This is a genomic window from Kitasatospora sp. NPDC056184, from assembly GCF_042268405.1.
Lineage (GTDB): Bacteria > Actinomycetota > Actinomycetes > Streptomycetales > Streptomycetaceae > Kitasatospora.
Genome location: NZ_JBHJUI010000018.1, coordinates 143,408 through 163,524 on the forward strand (window position 1 = coordinate 143,408; position 20,117 = coordinate 163,524).

General features: G+C 76.1%; 10 protein-coding genes. All 10 read left to right on the forward strand.

Going from position 1 to position 20,117, the window contains the following annotated elements; genetic code table 11:
* Nucleotides 1–55 precede the first annotated feature (55 nt).
* The 10 genes from ACFC0B_RS29710 (at nt 56) to ACFC0B_RS29755 (ending at nt 20,070) form a co-directional block, all read left to right on the forward strand.
* Entirely contained in the window at nt 56–1,699 is a 1,644-nt protein-coding gene (locus ACFC0B_RS29710) for an alkaline phosphatase D family protein (protein ID WP_376092487.1), read from the forward strand.
* 289 nt (nt 1,700–1,988) lie between these two features.
* Entirely contained in the window at nt 1,989–3,248 is a 1,260-nt protein-coding gene (locus ACFC0B_RS29715; RefSeq protein ID WP_376092490.1) for a helix-turn-helix domain-containing protein, read from the forward strand.
* A 226-nt stretch (nt 3,249–3,474) separates the two neighbouring features.
* Nucleotides 3,475–3,957 carry a cobalamin B12-binding domain-containing protein gene (locus ACFC0B_RS29720; protein ID WP_376092493.1) on the forward strand — a complete coding sequence of 161 codons (483 nt, stop codon included), beginning with the start codon at nt 3,475–3,477 and terminating at the stop codon, nt 3,955–3,957.
* Entirely contained in the window at nt 3,954–5,300 is a 1,347-nt protein-coding gene (locus ACFC0B_RS29725) for a methylaspartate mutase (RefSeq protein ID WP_376092496.1), read from the forward strand. The genes ACFC0B_RS29720 and ACFC0B_RS29725 overlap by 4 nt, the downstream gene beginning before the upstream one ends.
* Nucleotides 5,297–6,304: an asparagine synthetase A gene (locus ACFC0B_RS29730; RefSeq protein WP_376092499.1), complete on the forward strand. Its 1,008-nt coding sequence runs from the start codon at nt 5,297–5,299 to the stop codon at nt 6,302–6,304. Before ACFC0B_RS29725 ends, ACFC0B_RS29730 begins: the two co-directional genes overlap by 4 nt.
* Entirely contained in the window at nt 6,301–7,554 is a 1,254-nt protein-coding gene (locus ACFC0B_RS29735) for a glutamate synthase-related protein (RefSeq protein WP_376092502.1), read from the forward strand. The genes ACFC0B_RS29730 and ACFC0B_RS29735 overlap by 4 nt, the downstream gene beginning before the upstream one ends.
* Nucleotides 7,555–7,793: 239 nt before the next feature.
* Entirely contained in the window at nt 7,794–12,467 is a 4,674-nt protein-coding gene (locus ACFC0B_RS29740) for an amino acid adenylation domain-containing protein (protein ID WP_376092505.1), read from the forward strand.
* A 44-nt stretch (nt 12,468–12,511) separates the two neighbouring features.
* Nucleotides 12,512–17,059 carry an amino acid adenylation domain-containing protein gene (locus tag ACFC0B_RS29745; RefSeq protein WP_376092508.1) on the forward strand — a complete coding sequence of 1,516 codons (4,548 nt, stop codon included), beginning with the start codon at nt 12,512–12,514 and terminating at the stop codon, nt 17,057–17,059.
* Nucleotides 17,060–17,200: 141 nt separating this feature from the next.
* Nucleotides 17,201–19,000 (forward strand): non-ribosomal peptide synthetase, encoded by a 1,800-nt coding sequence (locus ACFC0B_RS29750; RefSeq protein WP_376092511.1) that lies wholly within the window; start codon nt 17,201–17,203, stop codon nt 18,998–19,000.
* Nucleotides 18,997–20,070, forward strand: coding sequence for a thioesterase domain-containing protein (locus ACFC0B_RS29755; protein WP_376092514.1), 1,074 nt, complete (start codon nt 18,997–18,999; stop codon nt 20,068–20,070). Before ACFC0B_RS29750 ends, ACFC0B_RS29755 begins: the two co-directional genes overlap by 4 nt.
* Nucleotides 20,071–20,117: the final 47 nt, after the last annotated feature.

Here is a 20,117-nt window from a genome sequence, read left to right on the forward strand (position 1 = left end):
ACGGCCGGTGTGCCCCGCCGGTCCAGCCCCAGCGTACGGAAGGCAGTCCAGACCCATGGCTCGCACAGACGACCAGGCCTCGCACGACCAGCAGTTCCGGGAGGCCGCGACCCGGCTCGGGATCGGCCGCCGCCGCTTCCTGACCGTCACCTCGGCGGCCGCCGCGCTGGCGTTCACCACCAACCTGCCGAGCGCCCACGCGGCGGACGCCGAGATCGCGCCCCGCACGCTGACCGAGAACCCGTTCACCCTGGGCGTCGCCTCCGGCGACCCGCTCAGCGACGCCGTCGTGCTCTGGACCCGCCTCGCCCCCCGCCCGCTGGAGCCCGGCAACGGCCTGCCGCCCACCGGCGTGGTCAAGGTCGACTGGGAGATCGCCCGGGACGAGAAGTTCCGCAAGGTCGCCCGCCGCGGCACCGCCAAGGCCCACGCCGAGTTCAACTACTCGGTGCACGTCGACGTCGACGGCCTCGACGCCGACCGCGTCCACTGGTACCGCTTCAAGGTCGGCGGCTGGGTCAGCCCGGTCGGCCGCACCCGCACCTCCCCGGCGCGCGGCCGCCACATCGACGAGGTCCGCTTCGGCCTGGTCTCCTGCCAGGCCTACGAGGACGGCTACTTCACCGCCTACCAGCACCTCGCGAACGAGGACCTCGACGCGGTCTTCCACGTCGGCGACTACATCTACGAGTACGGCATCAACGCCGTCGGCGGCGACCGCAAGTACACCGACCGCACCCTGCCGTCGCTGTTCAACCACGAGACCACCACCCTGGAGGACTACCGCCTGCGGTACGCCCTCTACAAGACCGACCCCGACCTCCAGGCCGCGCACGCCGCGCACGCCTGGTACGTCACCTGGGACGACCACGAGGTCGAGAACAACTACGCCGCGGGCATCCCCGAGAAGAACCAGTCGGTGGAGGCCTTCGTCGCCCGCCGCGCCGCCGCCACCCGCGCCTACTGGGAGAACATGCCGCTGCGCATGCCCAAGCCGGACGCCACCGACCTCAAGCTGTACCGCCGCCACCACTACGGCAAGCTGGCGCAGTTCGACATCCTCGACACCCGCCAGTACCGCTCCGACCAGGCCAACGGCGACGGCTGGCAGTACCCCACCGCGGAGTCGGCGGACCCGACCCGCACGCTGATGGGCGCCACCCAGGAGCGCTGGCTGATGGACGGCTTCCGCAAGTCCAAGGCGGTGTGGAACGTCGTGCCGCAGCAGGTCGTCTTCTCCCGCCGCAAGAACACCACCGCGGCGGCCTCCAAGCTGTCCATGGACGCCTGGGACGGCTACCCGGCCGCCCGCGAGCGGCTCCTGGCCGGCGCCGAGGACATCGGCGTGGAGAACCTCGTCGTCCTCACCGGTGACGTGCACGTCGCCTACGCGATGGACGTCAAGCGCGACTTCGACGACCCGGACTCCCGGACCGTCGGCGTCGAGATCGTCGGCACCTCGATCGCCAGCGACGGCGACGGCGAGGAGCACCCGGGCAACTGGGCCACCCTGACGGCCGCCAACCCGCACATGAAGTTCTACGACGGGCGGCGCGGCTACACCGCGATCACGCTCAACGAGGAGCACCTGCGGGCCGACTACCGGGTGATCTCGCACATCACCCGCCCGGGCGGCACCGTCAGCACCGCCGCCTCCTTCGTCAGCGAGGCCTACAACCCGGGCATGCAGCGCGCCTGACGCCCCGCTCCCCGATCCCCGGCCCGGTCGTACCGTTCCCCGATGCGGTACGCCCGGGCCGGTCCATGTTCCGGGCCGGATCCCGGGAGGGTTCGTGGACGATGCGGAGGTGTCGTGAACCTGCGGTGATCGGCCGTTGATCGGCCGTAGAGCAGGGCCGTGGACCATCTGCGGCAGGGGAAGCCCGGGACGACGGTCACCACCGCTCGGCACCGCCCTCGGCGCGCCGTCCGGCCGTCCGAGCCCCTGGTCCCCGGTAGTTGGCCAACCCACGGAAGGCGGACGGAGCATGGACGGCGTTCACACCCTGCAGTCGACGGCGGGCTTCGGAGAGCTGCTCAGGATCCGGCGCGAGCGCATCGGCCTGACCCAGCAGGTGCTGGCCGATCACGCGACCCTGAGCGTCCGGGCGATCCGCGACATGGAGAGCGGACGGGTGCAGCGCCCCCGGCAGGAGACGGTCCGGCTGCTGGCCGACGCGCTGCGGCTGGAGGGCCGCAGCCGCTCGGTGTTCGAGGCGGCCGCGCGCCGCCAGACGCTCGCCGAGGAGCCGCGCGAGGAGCCGGCCGCCCCGCCGGTGGCGCGCGGCGCGATCGTCGGCCGGGAACCGGAGGTCGACGCGCTGACCGACGCCCTCGCCGTGCACGGCGACCGGCTGGTCACCGTGACCGGCCTCGGCGGGGTCGGCAAGAGCAGACTGGTGCTGGAGGCCGCCCGGCGGCTGCATCTGACGGCCCGCTGGTCGGTGCGCTGGACGGACTGGGCCCGCCAGCCCGGGATGGGCCCCGAGCGCCGCGCCGAGCTGGTCCGGGCGATCGGCAGCCGCCCCACCCTGCTGGTCCTGGACGGCGCCGACACCGGGGTGGAGCCCGCCCTGCTGGACGAGCTGTTCCAGCGCTGCCCCGGCCTGCGGGTGCTGATCACCGCCCGGGTCGCCCAGCCGTTGCCCGGCGGCCAGGTGATCCCGCTCGCCCCGCTGCCCACCCCGGGCCCGGACCTCGACCACGACCCGCACGCGCTCGCCGAGGTGGGCGCCGTCCGGCTGCTGCTGTCGCACCTGCGCCGGCTGCGCCCCGGCTACCGGCTGGAGCCCGAGGAGGCGCCGGCGGTGGCCGCGCTCTGCCGCCAGCTGGACGGCCTGCCCGGCGCGCTGGAGCTGGCCGCCGGCTGGTCGACGGTGCTCTCCCCGCGCCAGCTGGTGGCCCGGCTGGCCGAGGGCCCGTTCCAGCTGGCGCCGCCCCCGGCCGGGTCCGGCGGGTGCGGCGGGGTCGGCGAGGCCCTGGACGCCGCGCTCGACCGGCTGACGCTGGGCCAGCGCGACCTGCTGGCACGGCTGGCCGCCGAACCGGGGGACTGGTCGGGCGAGGACGCCGTCGAACTGAGCGGCCGGCCGCCGCACGAGTCGCTGGCCGCCGTGCACGAGCTGCTGGCGAGCGGGCTGATCCGCAGCGTCCAGGCCCGCGACGGCGTGCGGTTCACCGTGCTGAACCTCTGCCGCCGGCTGTTCGGCGCCGCCGGGGCGTACCCGGTGCTGGCGGCGGCGGGCTGAGGCTCCGGCCCGCCCGCGGTTGCCGCCCGCTCGCCCGCGCTTCCCGCTCGCCCGTCCGCTCGCCCGCGCTTCCCGCTCGCCCGCGCTTCCCGCGCGTCCGCTCGCGGTTCCCGCACCGCCGATACTGCCCGTCACTTGCCGGACGAGCTGCCGGTCCGCCCGCCGGATCCTCCCTAGCGTTTCTGTTCAGCACTCACCGAACTCACCGACACAGAGGGTTTGCGCCGTGGACCAGTTGGAGCAGCAGCGCCTGGAGGCCGAACCGGCCGGGCTGGAGGTCGTCGTGACGACCACGGCCTCGGACTCGCACACCTGGAACCTGGTCTTCCTGCAACTGCTGCTGGAGGAGCTCGGCCACCGGGTCAGCAACCTGGGCGCCTGCGTGCCGGACGACCTGCTGGTCGCCGAGTGCCGCCGGATCGAGCCGGACCTCATCGTGCTCAGCAGCGTCAACGGACACGGCCACCACGACGGCCTGCGGGTGATCCGCGCGCTGCGGGCCTGTCCCGAACTGGCCCGCACGCCCACGGTGATCGGCGGCAAGCTCACCATCGCCGGGCCCGGCGATCCGGACCGGCAGCGCTCGCTGCTGGCCGCCGGGTTCGACGGGGTCTTCGAGGAGGGGCGCTCGGTCGCCGACTTCCGCTCCTTCGTGGGCTCGCTCCCGGCTCCGGTCCGCGCCGCCGCGCTGCCCGGGGTGCCGCGATGAGCGGCCTCGCCGCCGCGCCGGGCGGCCCGCTCCCCGCCCGATCCGGCTTCGGGGCGTTCGTCGCCCGGGCCCGGACGGCCGGCGCCCTGGTGGTCCAGCCCCGGATGGGCATGGCCGACCCGCTGCGGATGCGCGACGGCCTGCTCGCCACCCGGGGCGCGGACGCCGTCACCGTCGGCACCATCACCCTGGACAGCTACACCCGCACCGGCGACCTCGCCGCCGCCCGCCGCGCCCTGGCCGACGGGGTCGGGCTGAACGGCTACCCGATCGCCGGCCACCCGGCGGACGTCACCCGGGCGGTGCTGCGCGGGGTCGCCGGCGAGGGCTTCCCGGTGCAGGTCCGGCACGGCTCGGCGCAGCCCGAGCACATCGTCCGCGCGCTGCTCGCGGTCGGCCTGGACGCCACCGAGGGCGGCCCGGTGTCGTACTGCCTGCCGTACAGCCGCACGCCGCTGCGCGAGGCGGTGGAGAGCTGGCGGCGCAGCTGCGAACTACTCTCCTCCATCCGTGAGTTCGGCGCGGAGCCGCATCTGGAGACGTTCGGCGGCTGCCTGATGGGCCAGCTCTGCCCGCCGAGCCTGCTGATCGCGGTGAGCGTGCTGGAGGCGCTGTTCTTCCGGCAGCACGGGCTGCGCAGCGTCTCGCTCAGCTACGCCCAGCAGCCCGACCCGCGCCAGGACGAGGAGGCGCTGACCGTGCTCGGCCGGCTCGCCGGCGAACTGCTGCCGGACGTCGACCACCACCTCGTGCTCTACGCCTACATGGGCGTCTTCCCGCGCACGCCCGGCGGCGCCCGGCTGCTGCTGGAGGACGCGGCCCGGCTGGCGGTGCGCACCGGGGCGGCCCGGCTGATCGTCAAGACGACGGCCGAGGCGCACCGGATCCCGACCGTCCCCGAGAACGTCCGGGCACTGGAGACGGCCGCCGCGGCCGCGCACGCCGAGCGCGTCCGCCCGCCGCTCGCGGTGCCCGACACCGGCATCGAGGCGGAGGCCCGGGCGCTGATCGGCGCCGTGCTGGAGCTGGACGCGGACATCGGCCGGGCCCTGGTCCGCGCCTTCGCGGCCGGCTACCTCGACGTGCCCTACTGCCTGCACCCCGACAACGCCGGCCGGGCCCGCAGCTCGCTCGGGCCGGACGGGCGGCTGCACTGGTCGGACGTCGGCTCGATGCCGATCGGCGGCCTGTCCGGCGGCCCGCGCCCGCCGATCCTGGGCTCCGCCGACCTCCTCGGCGCGCTCTCCCACGTCCAGTGGAGCTACGACAGCCGCGCCGCCGACACCCCGGACCTCGACCGAACACCCGCCGCACCACGAGAGTTGGGACTCACCACGCCATGACCACCGACGGGCCCACCCCCGCGACCGCCGCGCTGCTCCCCGACCCCGGCCGCCACCTGACCTCCCCGACCACCCGTGCCGCGCTGCGGATCCAGCACGAGCTGCTCTCCGCCGCCCGCGAGTACCTGCGCGGCCAGGGCTTCACCGAGCTGCTGCCGCCGATCATCGGCCCGGTCACCGACCCCGGCTCGCGCGGCTCCAAGCAGGTCGACGTCGACTTCTACGGCCACCGCTACAAGCTGATGACCAGCGCGATCCTCTACAAGCAGGCCTCGCTGCTGGCCTTCGACAAGATCTTCTGCATCGCGCCGAACGTCCGGCTGGAGCCGCTGGAGACCGCCGGGACCAGCCGCCACCTGGCCGAGTTCCACCAGCTCGACGTCGAGGTGGCCGGGGCGAGCCGGGACGACGCCGTGCGGTTGGTCGAGGAGCTGGTGGTGCACATGGTCGGCAGCGTGGTGCGCGAGCTGCCCAAGGAGTTCGCCGAACTCGGCCGGGACACCGGGGCGTTCGAGGAGCTGCTGAAGGGCTCCTTCGGCCGGATGCGGCACGCCGAGGCGGTCGCCGAGCTCCGGGGGCTGGACCACCCGCAGAGCCCGGACGCCGAACTCGACTGGGCCGGCGAGGCCTTGCTCTCGGGCCGGCGGGACCGGCCGTTCTTCGTCACCGACTACCCCAAGGGCTCGCGCGGCTTCTACGACCGTGAGAACCCCGAGGACCCGGGCCTGCTGCGGAACTTCGACCTCATCGCGGCCGAGGGCTACGGCGAGCTGTGCAGCGGCAGCCAGCGCACCAACGACTACGCCGAGATCGTCACCCGGATGCGCGAGACGGGGGAGAACCCGCAGAAGTACCGCTGGTACCTGGACCTGGTCCGCGAGGGCGTGCCCGGCAGCGCCGGCTTCGGCATCGGTGTCGAGCGGCTGACCCGCTACGTGGCCGGGCTGGACGCGGTCTGGCAGGCCAGCGCCTTCCCGAAGGTGGCGGGGGTGGTGACGCCGTGAGCGACCTGTCGGCGCCCGGCTTTCCGGAGGAGGAGGTCCGGCAGCGGGCCCGGGCCGGGACGGCGGCCGCCTTCCCGCCGCCCGGCAGCTACGGGCAGGTGCTGTTCGGCGCCGAGCGCCCGGGCGGAGGGCCCGAGGCGGACGTCCTGGACGCGCTGCGGATCGTGCCGCCGGTGTTCGTGCCGCAGCGGCTCGCCAAACTGATCGACCTGGGCCGCGAGCCGGACTACCGGGACGTCGAACTCACCACGGACATCGGCGGGTTCACCTCCGCCCTGCCGGTCTACGTGTCCGCGACCGGTTCCACCCGGGCGGCCGGCGGGGACCTCGGGCTGGCGCTCGGCCGGCAGGCGGGTGCGCTCGGCCTGCCGATGGTGATCGGCGAGAACATCGTCCCGGTGAACGGCTACGGCCGGCTCGGCGAGGCCGCCGACCGCGCCCTGCTCGGCCGGCTGCGCGCCTACACGGAGCACCTCCCGGACGGGCTGGGCGGGGTGGCCGTCCAGCAGTCCACCGAGGACGCCGACGCCGAGGTGTGGAACCTCGTCTACAGCGACCCGGCGGCCCTGCCGCTGCTCGAATCGGGGCGCCTGGCCTTCGAGTTGAAGGTCGGGCAGGGTGCGAAGCCCGGGCTCGGCGGGATGACCGTGCTGGACGCCGCTGCCGCCGCCCGGCTCGGGGACCGCTACGGGCTCGACCCGGTCTTCGGCGAGGACGGCCGGGTGCTGCGCGCCAGTACCCCGGGCACCTTCACGGCCGAGATCCTGCGCCAGCAGGTCCGGCTGATGCGCAACAACTTCCCCCGGGCCCGGGTCTGGGTGAAGCTGCACCCCGGCCGGGACGTCGCCGAGGCCGCCCGGGTGGCCGCCGAGGCGGGCGCGGACGCCGTCACCGTGGACGGCGCGGAGGGCGGCACCGGCTGGGCGCCGGGCGCCTTCCCGGCGCAGGTCGGGCTGCCGCTGGGGGAGTGCCTGCGCCGGCTGGCGGCCGCCGGGCCGCCGCCCTGCCTGCTGGTCTCGGGGCGGATGTGGGAGGGCGGCCGGGCGGTCAAGAGCCTGGCGCTGGGCGCCCGCGCGGTGGGCCTGGGCCGGGCGGCCCTGCTGGCCGCGGCCGAGGACCCGGAGGCGGGCCTGATCCGGTTCGCCGACTGCCTGGCGCTGGAACTGCGGCTGCTGATCAGCGCGCTCGGGAAGTACACGCCGGCCGCCCTGGAGCGGGCCGACGTGTGGTCCCCGGAATTCCCCGGGTAATTCCGCCGCGGTCATTTCGAAGAGCACTGACACCTGAGCCCGTCGAGGCGCCTCCGCGCGCCCCGGCGGGCCGGTCGTGTTTCACCAACTCGCCTGCACCAAGCGGCAGTTGAAACTGCCGATGGTCTTCCGGGAATTCTGCCGATCGGCGCCGGAAAGCCGCCCTATCGTCGAGATCACTGCCCGCAGCGTCGTTAATTCATCGGGGTTGGATGATGGAATCTCGCGGTTTCCCCTTCATGTCCGTCGCGCGCCGGTTCCCGGACCGGCCGGCCGTACGGCTCGGCGCCCGGACCGTCCGCTACCGGGAGCTGGACGAGCTGAGCGGCGCCCTCGCCGCCCGGATCGCCCCCGGGCGCACGGTGGCCGTCACCGGCCGCGACCGGCTGGACCACCTGGTCGGCCTGCTCGCCGCGCTCCGGGCCGGGGCCGTCTACCTGCCGCTGGACCGGGAGGCCCCGGAGGAGCGCAACCGCTGGATCCGCGAGGACGCCGGCGCCACCCTCGCCCTCACCGACGGCGAGCTCACCGCGCTCGCGCCGTCCGGCGGCGGCGCGGGCGCGCCCGCCCCCGGCTACCTCGTCTACACCTCCGGCACCACCGGCCGCCCCAAGGGCGTGCACGTCCCGCTCGACGCGCTGGCCGGCCACCTGGCCGCCGCCGTCGACCGCTTCGGCCTCACCGCCGAGGACGTCGTGCTGCACCTCGCCCGCCCGACCGTGGACGTCGCCGTCGAGCAGGCGCTCACCACCCTGTCCGCCGGGGCCTGCCTGCTGATCCCCGAGCAGCACCTGCTCGGCCCGGACGCCCTGCTGGACCTGCTGGACGCCGAGGGAGCCACCGTCGCCAACCTCGCCGCCGGCTACTTCCAGGAGGTGGTGACGGCGCTGCGCGCCCGCGGCCGCGCCCCGCGCACCCTGCGCCTGATGATCTCCGGCAGCGACCGGCTCTACCCGGACACCGCCGCCGGCTGGCGGGCCGCCACCGGCGTGCCGCTGCTGAACGCCTACGGGCCCACCGAGACCGTGATCACCGCCACGACCCACCTGTCGGACGGGGCGCCGGAGGGGGAGTCGGGCGTCGTCCCGATCGGCACCGCGCTGGGCGATCGGCGCGCCTACGTCCTGGACGACCGGCTGCGCCCGGTCACCGGCCCCGGCGAGGCCGGTGAGCTCTACCTGGGCGGGCCGCTGCTCGCCTCCGGCTACCACGGCCGCCCGGGCCTGACGGCGGGCCGGTTCGTCGCGGACCCGTTCGCGCCCGAGCCGGGCGCCCGGATGTACCGCACCGGCGACGTCGTGCGCCGCGAGGACCCGGACGCCCCGCTGGAGTTCGTCGGCCGCGCCGACCACCAGGTGAAGATCCGCGGCTTCCGGGTCGAGCCCGGCGAGATCGAGCAGCTGCTCGCCGCCCGCCCCGGCGTCGCCGCCGCCGTGGTCGTCGCCCACGAGGGCAGGCTCGCCGGGTACGTCACCGGCGACGCCCCCGACCCCGCCGCGCTCCGCGCCCACCTGGCCGAGCGGCTGCCCGAGCACATGGTGCCGGCCACCGTCACCGTGCTGGACGCCTTCCCGCTGACCGCCGGCGGCAAGATCGACCGGGCCGCGCTGCCCGCGCCGCGGTCCGCGCCCGCCGCCGCCCCCGCCGGCCGCCCGCTGCGCACCCCCGCCGAGCAGCTGATCGCCGCGGTCTGGGCGGACGTGCTGGGCGTGCCCGAGGTCGGCGCCGAGGACAACTTCTTCCACCTGGGCGGCGACTCGCTCACCGCCGTGAGGGTGGTCGGCCGGGTCTTCGACGTCTTCGGGATGATCTCCCCGTACACCATCTTCGACGCCCCGACCCTCGCCGAGTTCGCCGCCGCCGTCACCGCCGCCGCCGGTGGCGAGCGCCCGCCGCTGACCCGGGCCGGGGCCGTCTCGGCGCCGCTCTCCCCGTACCAGCGCGGCCTCTGGTTCCTCGACCAGTGGAACCCGGACGCGCCCACCTACATCGTGCCGTGGGTGTTCCGCTTCGCCGGCCGGGTCGACCCGGAGCTGCTGCGGCGGGCGCTGGAGGGCGTGGTGGCGCGGCACGAGGCGCTGCGCACCACCTTCGAGCTGGCCGAGGACGGCCCCCGCCAGCTGATCCACCCCTCGGTGGAGGTCCCGTTCACCGTGACGGACACCGAGGCCGGGCGCGTCGAGGCGCTGGTCGCCGAGGCCGCGCTGGTCCCCTTCGACCTGGAGGGCGGGCCGCTGCTGCGCGCCCACCTCTACCGCACCGGCGACACCGCCACCCTGCTGCTGCTCTGCCACCACATCGTCTGGGACGAGGGCTCGCTGCCCGTGCTGGAGGGCGAACTCGCCGCCCTGTACGAGGCGCTGGCCGCCGGACGCCCGGCCGACCTGCCCGAGCCCGCCGTCCAGTACGCCGACTACAGCGCCTGGCAGTACCGGGACCCGGCCCACGCCGAGCGCCAACTCGCCCACTGGCGCGAGCACCTGGCCGACGCGCCGACCGAACCGGCGCTGCCCACCGACCACCCCCGGCCCGAGGTGCAGCGCTTCCGCGGCGACTTCCACCGCTTCGCGATGCCGCGCCCGGTCGCCGAGGCGGTCCGCGCGCTGGCCCGCAGCGAGGACGCCACCCCGTTCATGGTGCTGCTGGCCGGCCTCGCGCTCACCCTGCACCGCCGCACCGGACAGCGCGACCTGGTCATCGGCTCCCCGGTGAGCGTCCGCGGCCGGTCCGAACTGGACGCCCTGGTCGGCTACTTCGTCAACCTGCTGCCGCTGCGGGTGCGCCTCGACGAGTCGGCCGACTTCCGCGAGCTGGTCCGGCACGTCCGCGAGGTGGCGATCGCCGGCTACCGCCACCAGGAGGCGCCGTTCGACGACATCGCGGCGTGCGCCCTGGAGGACCGGCCGGACGACCGGGCCGAGAACCGCAACCCGCTCTGCCAGGTGCTGCTGGAGCTGCACCCGCTGGACACCCGCCCGCTGACCGTCGGCGGCGTCGAGGTGACCCGGGAGCTGCACTCCAACCCGGTCTCCCGCTTCGACCTGTCGATCTCCGTCGACGACCGGGGCACCGACTTCACCGGCCGCTTCGAGTACGACTCCGACCTGTTCGACGCCGCCACCATGGCCGAGCTGTGCGAGGCCTGGCTGGGCACCCTGGCCACCGCCGTCGAGGCGCCCGTGCACGCCCTGTTCGAGGCCCGCGCCGCCGCCGCCCCGGACGCGCTCGCCCTCGTCTCCGGCGAGGAGCGGCTCTCCTACGGCGCGTTGAACACCCGGGCCAACCGGCTCGCGCACCACCTGGCCGAGGCCGGGACCGGCCGCGGCGACACCGTCGCCGTGCTGGTCGAGCGCGGACCCGACCTGGTGGTGGCCCTGCTCGCGGCGCTCAAGACCGGAGCCGCCTACACCCTGCTGGACCCGGACTTCCCGGCCGAGCGGCTGGCCGGCGCGTTCGCCGACTGCGCGGCCTCGCTGCTGGTCACCCACCGCCACGGGAGCCCGCCGTTCCCGGTCGGGCGCCACCTCGACCTGGACGCGCAGGCCGCCGCGATCGCCGCCCGCCCCGGCCACGACCCGGGCGTGCCGGTCACCGGCGACGACCTCGCCTGCGTGATGTTCACCTCCGGCTCCACCGGCCGCCCCAAGGGCGCCGCCGTGCCGCACCGCGCGCTGACCACCACCTACCTCGGCCAGGACTACGCCCGCTTCGGCCCCGAGGAGGTCTGGCTGCAGTGCTCCCCGGTCTCCTGGGACGCCTTCGCCCTGGAGCTGTACGGCGCGCTCGCCTTCGGCGGGGTCTGCGTGCTGCAGCCCGGGCAGCGGCCCGACCCGCAGGCCGTCGCCGAGCTGACCCGGCGCCACGGCGTCACCCAGCTCCAGCTCTCCGCCAGCCTGTTCAACTTCCTGCTGGAGGAGTTCCCGGAGACCTACGACGACCTCAAGGTGGCCTTCACGGCCGGTGAGCGGGCCTCCGTCACCCACGTCGGCAAGGCGCTCGGCCAGTACCCGGACCTGGTGGTCGCCAACGGCTACGGCCCGGTGGAGAGCCTCGGCCTCACCACCTGCCACCGGGCCACCCCCGAGGACGCCGCGGGCACCGCCATCCCGATCGGCCGCCCGCTGCACGGCAAGGCCGTGCACGTCCTGGACGAGCGGCTGGAGCCCGTCCCCGAGGGCACCACCGGTGAGCTCTACGCGGCCGGCGGCGGCCTCGCCCACGGCTACGTCGGCCGGCCCGGGCTGACCGCCCAGCGCTTCGTCGCCTCCCCGTTCGGCACCCCCGGTGAGCGGCTCTACCGCACCGGCGACCTCGGCCACCGGCGCCCGGACGGGCTGCTGGAGATCACCGGCCGGATCGACGACCAGGTCAAGGTCCGCGGCTTCCGGGTCGAGCCCGGCGAGATCGAGGACGCGCTGACCCGCCACCCCGCCGTCCGCGAGGCCGCCGTCACCGTCCACGAGCCCGCCCCGGGCGACCACCGGCTCGCCGCCTACGTCACCCTCGACGCGGGGGCGGACGGGGCCGACCCCGAGGCGCTGCTGGACCACCTCGCCGGGCTGCTGCCCGAGCACATGGTCCCCGCGACCCTCGACGTGCTGGACGCCCTGCCGCTCAACCCCAACGGCAAGGTCGACCGCCGGGCCCTGCCGGCCCCCGCCGAGCGCCGCACCGCCGCCGCGGCCGACCCGCTCACCCCGCGCGAGCGGCTGGTCGCCGACGCCGTCCGCGCCGTCCTGGACCTGCCGGAGGACCTCGGTCCGGAGGCCAACTTCTTCCGCATCGGCGGCAATTCGCTGGCCGCCGTGCGGGTCGCCATGAAGCTCTCGCAGCAGACCGGCACCCGCGTCCCGCCGCACGTGGTGTTCCGCGGCCGGACCGTGGGCGCCATCGCCGAACGGCTGGCCTCGTGATGGCGGGCCGCCCCGACACCCGCCGGACAGGAAGGAACGACCCCGTGAGCCCGTCAGCCGACCCCATGAGCCCGCCGGCCCGCCCGGTGGCCGAGCCGGTCCGCCCGGTGTCAGAGCCCGCCCGTCCGGTGTCAGAACCCGCCCGCACCGCGCCGGTCTCGGGCCTCCAGCGCGGCCTCTGGTTCCTCGACCACCTGAACCCGGGAACCGTCACCTACACCACCCCCTGGACGTACCGGGTCACCGGTCCGCTCGACCTCGGGCTGCTGGCCCGCGCCCTGGACGCCGTCACCGCCCGGCACGAGGCGCTGCGCACCACCTTCGCGCTGCACCCCGACGGCCCGCGCCAGCACGTCCACGACACCCTCGCCGTACCGCTCGCCGTCACCGACCTGTGCGGCCTGCCGGAGGCCGAACGGGAGGAGCGCGCCGAGGAGTTGATCGCCGAACGGGCCGCCGAGCCGTTCGACCTCGCGGCCGGCCCGCTGCTGCGCGCCGAGGCGCTCCGGCTCGGCGAGGAGCGCACCACCCTGCTGTTCGTCGTCCACCACATCATCTGGGACGGCTGGTCGGCCGACCTCTTCGAGCGCGAACTCGCCGAGCACTACCGGGCGTTCGCCTCGCAGCGGACGCCGGACCTGCCCGCCCTCACCACCCAGTACGCCGACTGGGCCGAGGAGGAGGAGCACACCCCCTACGAGGAGCACCTCGCCTACTGGAAGGACCGCCTCGACGGCGCCCCCGCCCTGCTCGACCTGCCCGGCGACCGCCCGCGCCCCGCCGAGCGCGGCGAGCGCGGCGCCACCGAGCACTTCGGCCTCGCCCCCGGCACCGCCGCCCGCGTCCGGGCGCTCGCCGAGCAGGAGGGCGCCACCCCGTTCACCGTCCAGCTCGCCGCCTTCGCCCTGCTGCTGAACCGCTGGACCGGCGCCGACGACCTGCTCGTCGGCACTCCGGTCACCACCCGCAGCCGACCCGAACTCGCCGACCTCCTCGGCTACTTCGTCAACCTGCTGCCGCTGCGCATCCGGCTCGCCCCGGGCGCGACCTTCCGGGAGCTGGTCACCGACCTCCAGGACGGCGCCTTCGACGCCTTCGGCTACCTCGACGTGCCGTTCGACCAGCTGGTCGACCACCTCGGCACCGCCCGCACCCCGCAGCACCCGCCGCTGGTCCAGGTGGTGTTCGGCGCCCACGGCGAGGACCGCGCCCCGCTCGCCCTCGGCGCGGCCACCGCCCGGCGCGCCGTCCGCTCCAACGGCACCAGCAAGTTCGACCTCACCTGGTCCGTCTTCGAGCCCACCGAGGACGCCGAGGGCGGCGGGGACGGCGCCGCCGAACTGCGCGGCGAGGCCGAGTACAGCACCGACCTCTTCGACCCCGGCACCGTCCGCCGCCTCGCCGCCGACTACGCGGCCCTGCTGGACGCCGCCCTCGCCGACCCGGACGCCACCGTGCTCCGGCTCACCACCGCCCCCGCGGCCGGACGCCCGCCCCGCCCCGCCCGGCTCGACGAGGGCCACTGCCTGCACCACCTCTTCGAGCGGGCCGCCGACGCGTACGGCGACCGGCCGGCCGTCAGCGACGGGCGGGAGACCCTCGACTACGCCGAACTCGACCGCCGCGCCAACCGGTTGGCGCACACCCTGCGCGCCCGCGGGGTGCGCCCCGGCGACCGGGTCGGGCTGCTGCTGGAACGCACCGCCGCCGTCCCGGTCGCCGTCCTCGCCGTCCTCAAGGCCGGCGCCGCCTACGTGCCCGTCGACCTCGCCGCCCCCGCCGACCGGGCCGCCCTGGTCTTCGGCGACACCGCCGTCACCGCCGTCCTCACCGACCGCCCCGACCGCGCCCCCGCCGGCCCCTGGCAGACCCTCGACCTGGCCGCCCGGGCCGCCGAGATCGCCGCCCACCCCGACACCCGCCCGCCCGCCGCCGGACGCCCCGGCGACCTCGCCTACCTCATCTTCACCTCCGGCTCCACCGGCCGCCCCAAGGGCGTCGCCGTCGCCCACGAGCACGTCAGCCGGCTGCTCGACTCCGGCCGCGCGCACTTCGGCTTCGGCCCCGACACCACCTGGACGCTCTTCCACAGCTACGCCTTCGACTGGACCGTCTGGGAACTGTGGGGGGCCCTGCTGCACGGCGCCCGCCTGATCGTCGTGCCCTACCTGACCAGCCGCTCGCCGGAGGAGTTCGCCGAACTCCTCGACGAGCAGCGCGTCACCCACCTGTGCCTCACCCCGTCCGCGCTGCGCCAGCTCGAACCGGCCCTGCGCCGCCGGCCCCGCGACCTGCCCGCGCTGCGCTGGATCATGCTCGGCGGCGAGGCCCTGGACCCGGGCGTCGTCCAGCGCTGGCACGAGCTCGACCCGCTGCCGCCCGCCCGGCTCTGCAACCTTTACGGCATCACCGAGACCACCGTCCACGTCACCGTCCACGACGTCGCCGAGGGCGGCGCCGGCTTCGGGCGCAGCCTCATCGGCGAGCCGATGGCGCACCTCACCGCGGCCGTCCTGGACGACTGGCTGCGCCCCTGCCCGCCCGGCGTCCCCGGCGAGCTGTACATCGGCGGCGGCAGCCTGGCCCACGGCTACTGGGGACGCCCCGGCCTCACCGCCGGCCGCTTCGTCGCCGACCCGGCCGGACCGCCCGGCGCCCGCCTCTACCGCACCGGCGACGTCGCCAAGCGGCTGCCGGACGGCGGCCTGGAGTACGTCGGCCGCGCCGACTTCCAGGTCAAGCTGCGCGGCTTCCGGATCGAGCTCGGCGAGATCGAGAACGCCCTCGCCGCCCACCCCGACGTCGACGCCTGCGTGGTGACCGTCCACGACGACCGGCTCGCCGCGTACGTCACCGGCCGCGCCCCCGACGACCTGCGCGCCTTCCTCGGCCGCTCGCTGCCGGAGTACATGGTCCCGGCGAGCGTCACCGTGCTGGACGCCCTGCCGCTCACCGTCAACGGCAAGGCCGACCGGGCCGCGCTGCCCGCCCCCGGGCGCACCGCCCCCGAACGGGCCGGCCGGCACGTCGAACCGCGCACCCCCGAGGAGGAGCTGTTCGCCGCCGTCTGGACGGAGGTGCTCGGGGTGCCGGGCATCGGCGTCCACGACGACTTCTTCCACCTCGGCGGCGACTCCATCCGGGCCGTCCAGCTGGCCGGAGCGCTGCACGACCGCGGCTGGCAGCTCTCCCTGCGGGACGTCTTCAACGCGCCCACCGTCGCCGCCCTGCTGCCGCTGGCCCGGCCCGTCGAGGCCGACCCCGGCGCCGACCGGCCGTTCGCCCTGATCGACGAGGACGACCGCGCCGAGCTGCCGCCCGGGATCGTCGACGCCTACCCGATGGTCTCCATGCAGCTGTCGATGGTCTTCCACATGGAGGTCGCCGGCGGCACCGACAGCTACCACAACGTCAACTCCTACCGCTTCGGCGGCGCCCTGGACGAGACCGCGCTGCGCCGCTCCGTCAACGAGGCGATGGCCCGGCACGCCGTGCTGCGCACCGGCCTCGACCTCTCCGGCTACGGCGAACCGCTCCAACTGGTGCACGGCACGCTGCCTGCCCCGGTCGAGTTCGCCGACCTGCGCGGACACGGCGGGCCGGAGCAGGACGCCGCGATCCGCGCCGTCTTCGAGCACCACCGCGACCGGCCGTTCGACCTCACCGCGCCCCCGCTGTTCCGGATCACCGTGCAGCGCCTCGCCGCCGACGCCTTCCAGCTCACCGTCTCCGAGCACCACGCGATCCTCGACGGCTGGAGCTTCACCTCGCTGCTCACCGAGATCATGGAGCGGCACGCCGCGCTGGCCGCCGACCCGGTCTCCGCGCCCACCCCGCCGCCGCGCACCGCCTTCCGCGACTTCGTGGCCGTCGAACGGGCCGCGGCCGCCGACCCGGACTCGCTCGCCTACTGGCACCGGCGGCTGGACGGCGCCACCGGCCAGCTCTGGCCGGGCAGCGAGGACGTCCACGAGCTGCCGCGCACCGTCGAACGCGTGCTGCCGGACGCCCCCGGGCAGCTGCGGGCCGTCGCCGACGCGCTCGCCGTCCCGGTCAAGTCCGTCGCGCTCGCCGCCCATCTGCACGCCCTCGCGCACATCACCGGGCGGCGGCGGGTCACCACCGGGCTGGCGATGAACGGCCGGCTGGAGCGGCTCGGCGGCACGGAGGTGTACGGGCTGTTCCTCAACACCGTCCCGCTGGTCGCCGAACCGGGGGACGACCTGGCGGCACTGGTGCGGCACGTGCACCGCGAGGAGCTGGACATGATGCCGCACCGCCGGGTGCCGTTCGCCCGGCTGGCCCGGATGATGGCCGACACCGCGCTCGACAGCCAGTTCGGCTTCCTGCGCTTCCACGCCCTGGGCCGGCTGAGCTCGGCCCGCATCGAGGACGGCCGGATCGGCACCGAGCCCACCTACCGGCACGAGCCGAACAGCTTCACCTTCGGCGCCTCGCTGATCCAGGACCCGGTCACCCAGCGGGTGCTGCTGGCCGTGGACCACCAGCGCGCCCTGGTGGACGACGCCGCGGCGGAGGAGTTCATGGACGCCTACGCGGCGGCCCTGGCCCGCCTGGCCGCCGGGGTCTGACGGGCGGCGCCGGGCCCGATCGCGGGCAGCCTTCCGGGCCCGGCGCCCCGTCAACGACCCCCGTCGACGCCCCCGTCCGACGCCGAGCACCACCCTTCCACCCCGGCCCTTCCTTCTTCCTTCACCGAGGAGTACCCCGTCATGACCACCTTCGCGGAGCCGGTCACCATCGCCCCCGCCACCGCCGCCACCACCGTGGACCTGCTGACCCGGCTGCGCGCCGCCGTCGCCGCCCACCCGGCCCGCCCCGCCGTGCACGCCGCCGACGGCAGCCTCGACTTCGCCGCCCTCGACCGGCGCACCGCCGCCCTGGCCGCCGCCCTGCGCGCCGCCGGCGTCGGGCGCGGCGACCGGGTCGGCGTCCACCTCGCCCGCACCCTGGACCTGCCGGTCGCGCTGCTCGCCGTCTGGCGGGCGGGCGCCGCGTACGTCCCGCTGGACCCGGCCTACCCCGCCGAGCGGATCGCCTTCATGGCCGCCGACGCCCGCCTGACCGCCGTGGTCAGCGCCGACGCGACGCCCCCCGTCCCGGCCGGCGTCGCCGTGCTGCGCCCGGACGCCGAGGCGCCCGCCGCCGACCTGGAGGCCCCGCACCCGCTGGACCCGGCCTACGTCATCCACACCTCCGGCTCCACCGGCCGCCCCAAGGGCGTCGAGGTGCCGCACGGCGCCGTCGCCGACCTCGCCGCCGGGCTGGAGGGGATCGGCGCCTACCGGCCCGAGCCGTCCGTCGTCGCGTGGAACGCCAGCGTCTCCTTCGACGCCTCCGTCCAGCAGTGGATCCGGATCTGCCGCGGCGACACCCTGGTCGTCGTCGACGACGCCCGGCGCGCCGACCCGGCCCGGCTGGCCGCCCTGCTCGCCGAGCACGCCGTCACCGACCTCGACCTGACGCCGTCCCACTGGCAGCTGCTCCGCGAGCCGCTGCTCGGCGGCGAGGCGGCGGTCCCGCGCCTGTTCATGGGCGGCGAGCCGGTCCCCGAGCGCACCTGGCGCGAGCTGGCCGACGGCGGCATCGAGGCGTTCAACCTGTACGGGCCGACCGAGTGCACCGTCGACGCGATCGCCGCCCGGATCACCGGCCCCGGCCCGCACCTCGGCGAGCCGCTGCCCGGCGTGCGCGTGCGGCTGCTGGACGAGCGGCTGGCGCCGGTCACCGAGCCCGGCGCGGTCGGCGAACTCTACCTGGGCGGTCCCGGCCTGGCGCACGGCTACGCCGGGCAGCCCGGGCTGACCGCCGGCCGCTTCGTCGCCGACCCGTCCGCCCCCGGCGCGCGCATGTACCGCACCGGCGACCAGGCCCGCCGCTCCGCCGAGGGCCTGCTGGAGTACGTCGGCCGGGTGGACCGCCAGGTCAAGGTGCGCGGCTTCCGGATCGAGCTCGGCGAGGTCGAGCACGCGGTGGCGGCGCTGGACGGCGTCACCGCCGCCGCCGTCACCGTGCACGAGCCCGCGCCCGGGGACACCCGGCTGGCCGCGTACGTCACCGGCCCGGCGGCCGCCCCCGCCGACCTGCTCGCCGCCCTGCGGGCCGTCCTGCCCGCGCACCTGGTGCCGGGCACGGTGACCGTGCTGGAGGCCCTGCCGCTCACCCCGAACGGCAAGGTCGACCACCGCGCCCTGCCCGCCCCCGCCGCCGAGGCGGAGCCGTCCGCCGAGGGCGGCGGAGTGGCGGAGCAGGTCGCCGAGGTGTGGCGCACCGTCCTCGGCGTCCCCGAGGTGCTGCCCACCGACGACTTCCTCACCCTCGGCGGCCACTCCCTCGCCGCCCTGCGCGTCGTCCACCTGCTGCGCCGCAAGCTCAACGTCGAACTCCAGCTGCGCCACCTGCTGGACGCCGCCGACCTGGCCGCCTTCACCCAGGCCGTCGTCAGCGCCGCGGCCGCCGGCCCCGCCACCGCCCGCCCGACCCTCACCCCCCGCCGCCCGGCCGTCCGATGACCACGACCACCGACCCCGCCCCCCGCCCGCCGGAAGTCCCGGAACAGCCGCTGCCGGCCAAGAGCGACGGGCCCCCGATTCCCCCCGCCGCGGTGCGGCCGCCGATCACCGCCCGTCCGCGTCCGACCGCCTCGGCGGCGCCGGTGCAGGCCGGTGCCGCCGTCCCCGGGCCGGTGGGGGCACCGCCCGGGCGGCCGCCGGTCACCGCCCGGCCGCGCCCGGACGCCGGCGCGGTCCCGTACCGCGCGGCCTCGGCCCCGGCGGCCGCCCGGGTCGGCGCCGGCCCGCGGCCCCGCACCGAGGGGGACTGGTTCCTCCTTCCCGCCCCTCAACCCGCCACCCCCGCCAGGCTGTTCTGCTTCCCGCACGCGGGCGGCGACGCCACCGCCTTCACCCCGCTGGCCCGGGCCCTCGCCCCCGCCGCGGAGGTGTGGGCGCTGCGCCCGCCGGCGCGCGGCGGACGCAGCCGTGAGCCGATGCCCGCCGACTTCGCCGCCCTGGTCGGGGCCGTCACCGCCGCCGTCGCCCCGCACCTCGGCCCCGGTCGCCGGGCCGCCTTCTACGGGCAGAGCTTCGGCGCCCTGCTCGCCTACGAGGTGGCCCGGGCGCTGCCCGCCGACCGCCGCCCCGAGCTGGTGGTGGTGGCCGGGGCACCCAGTCCGGACGAGTGGACCGAGCGCGGGACCAAGGACCTCGACGCGGCCGAACTCCTGCGCCTGACCGGGCTGGAGGAGCTGGTCCGGGCCGATCCTGAGCTGGTCGAGCTCGCCCTCGGCGGCATCCGCACCGACCTCGCGGTCAGCGCCACCTACCGGTACCGGCCGGACGCGCCGATCGGCTCGGCGCTGTACGCGGTGGCCGGCGCCGACGACCCGATGCTCGCCACCACCGACCTCACCGGCTGGGCCGCCCACACCCGGGGCGCCTTCGGCCACCGCGTCCTGCCCGGCGGGCACCTGCTCGCCACCGTCGACCGGCCCGGCCCGGTCGACCTCCTGACCTCCCTCCTGGCCCCCCGCCCGAGCCCGAGCACCGTCCCGGTGGGCGGCGGGGAGCTGCCGCCGTGGTGATCGCGATGCCCGGCGGCGGCCTTCAGCCCTCCCGTCCGAACCCTCTC

Bases quoted from the DNA above. Each gene is read 5' to 3' on its own strand.
- ACFC0B_RS29755 (WP_376092514.1), top strand. From the start codon at position 18,997: ATGACCACGACCACCGACCCCGCCCCCCGCCCGCCGGAAGTCCCGGAA.
- ACFC0B_RS29750 (WP_376092511.1), top strand. From the start codon at position 17,201: ATGACCACCTTCGCGGAGCCGGTCACCATCGCCCCCGCCACCGCCGCC.
- ACFC0B_RS29710 (WP_376092487.1), top strand. From the start codon at position 56: ATGGCTCGCACAGACGACCAGGCCTCGCACGACCAGCAGTTCCGGGAG.
- ACFC0B_RS29725 (WP_376092496.1), top strand. From the start codon at position 3,954: ATGAGCGGCCTCGCCGCCGCGCCGGGCGGCCCGCTCCCCGCCCGATCC.
- ACFC0B_RS29730 (WP_376092499.1), top strand. From the start codon at position 5,297: ATGACCACCGACGGGCCCACCCCCGCGACCGCCGCGCTGCTCCCCGAC.
- ACFC0B_RS29740 (WP_376092505.1), top strand. From the start codon at position 7,794: ATGTCCGTCGCGCGCCGGTTCCCGGACCGGCCGGCCGTACGGCTCGGC.
- ACFC0B_RS29715 (WP_376092490.1), top strand. From the start codon at position 1,989: ATGGACGGCGTTCACACCCTGCAGTCGACGGCGGGCTTCGGAGAGCTG.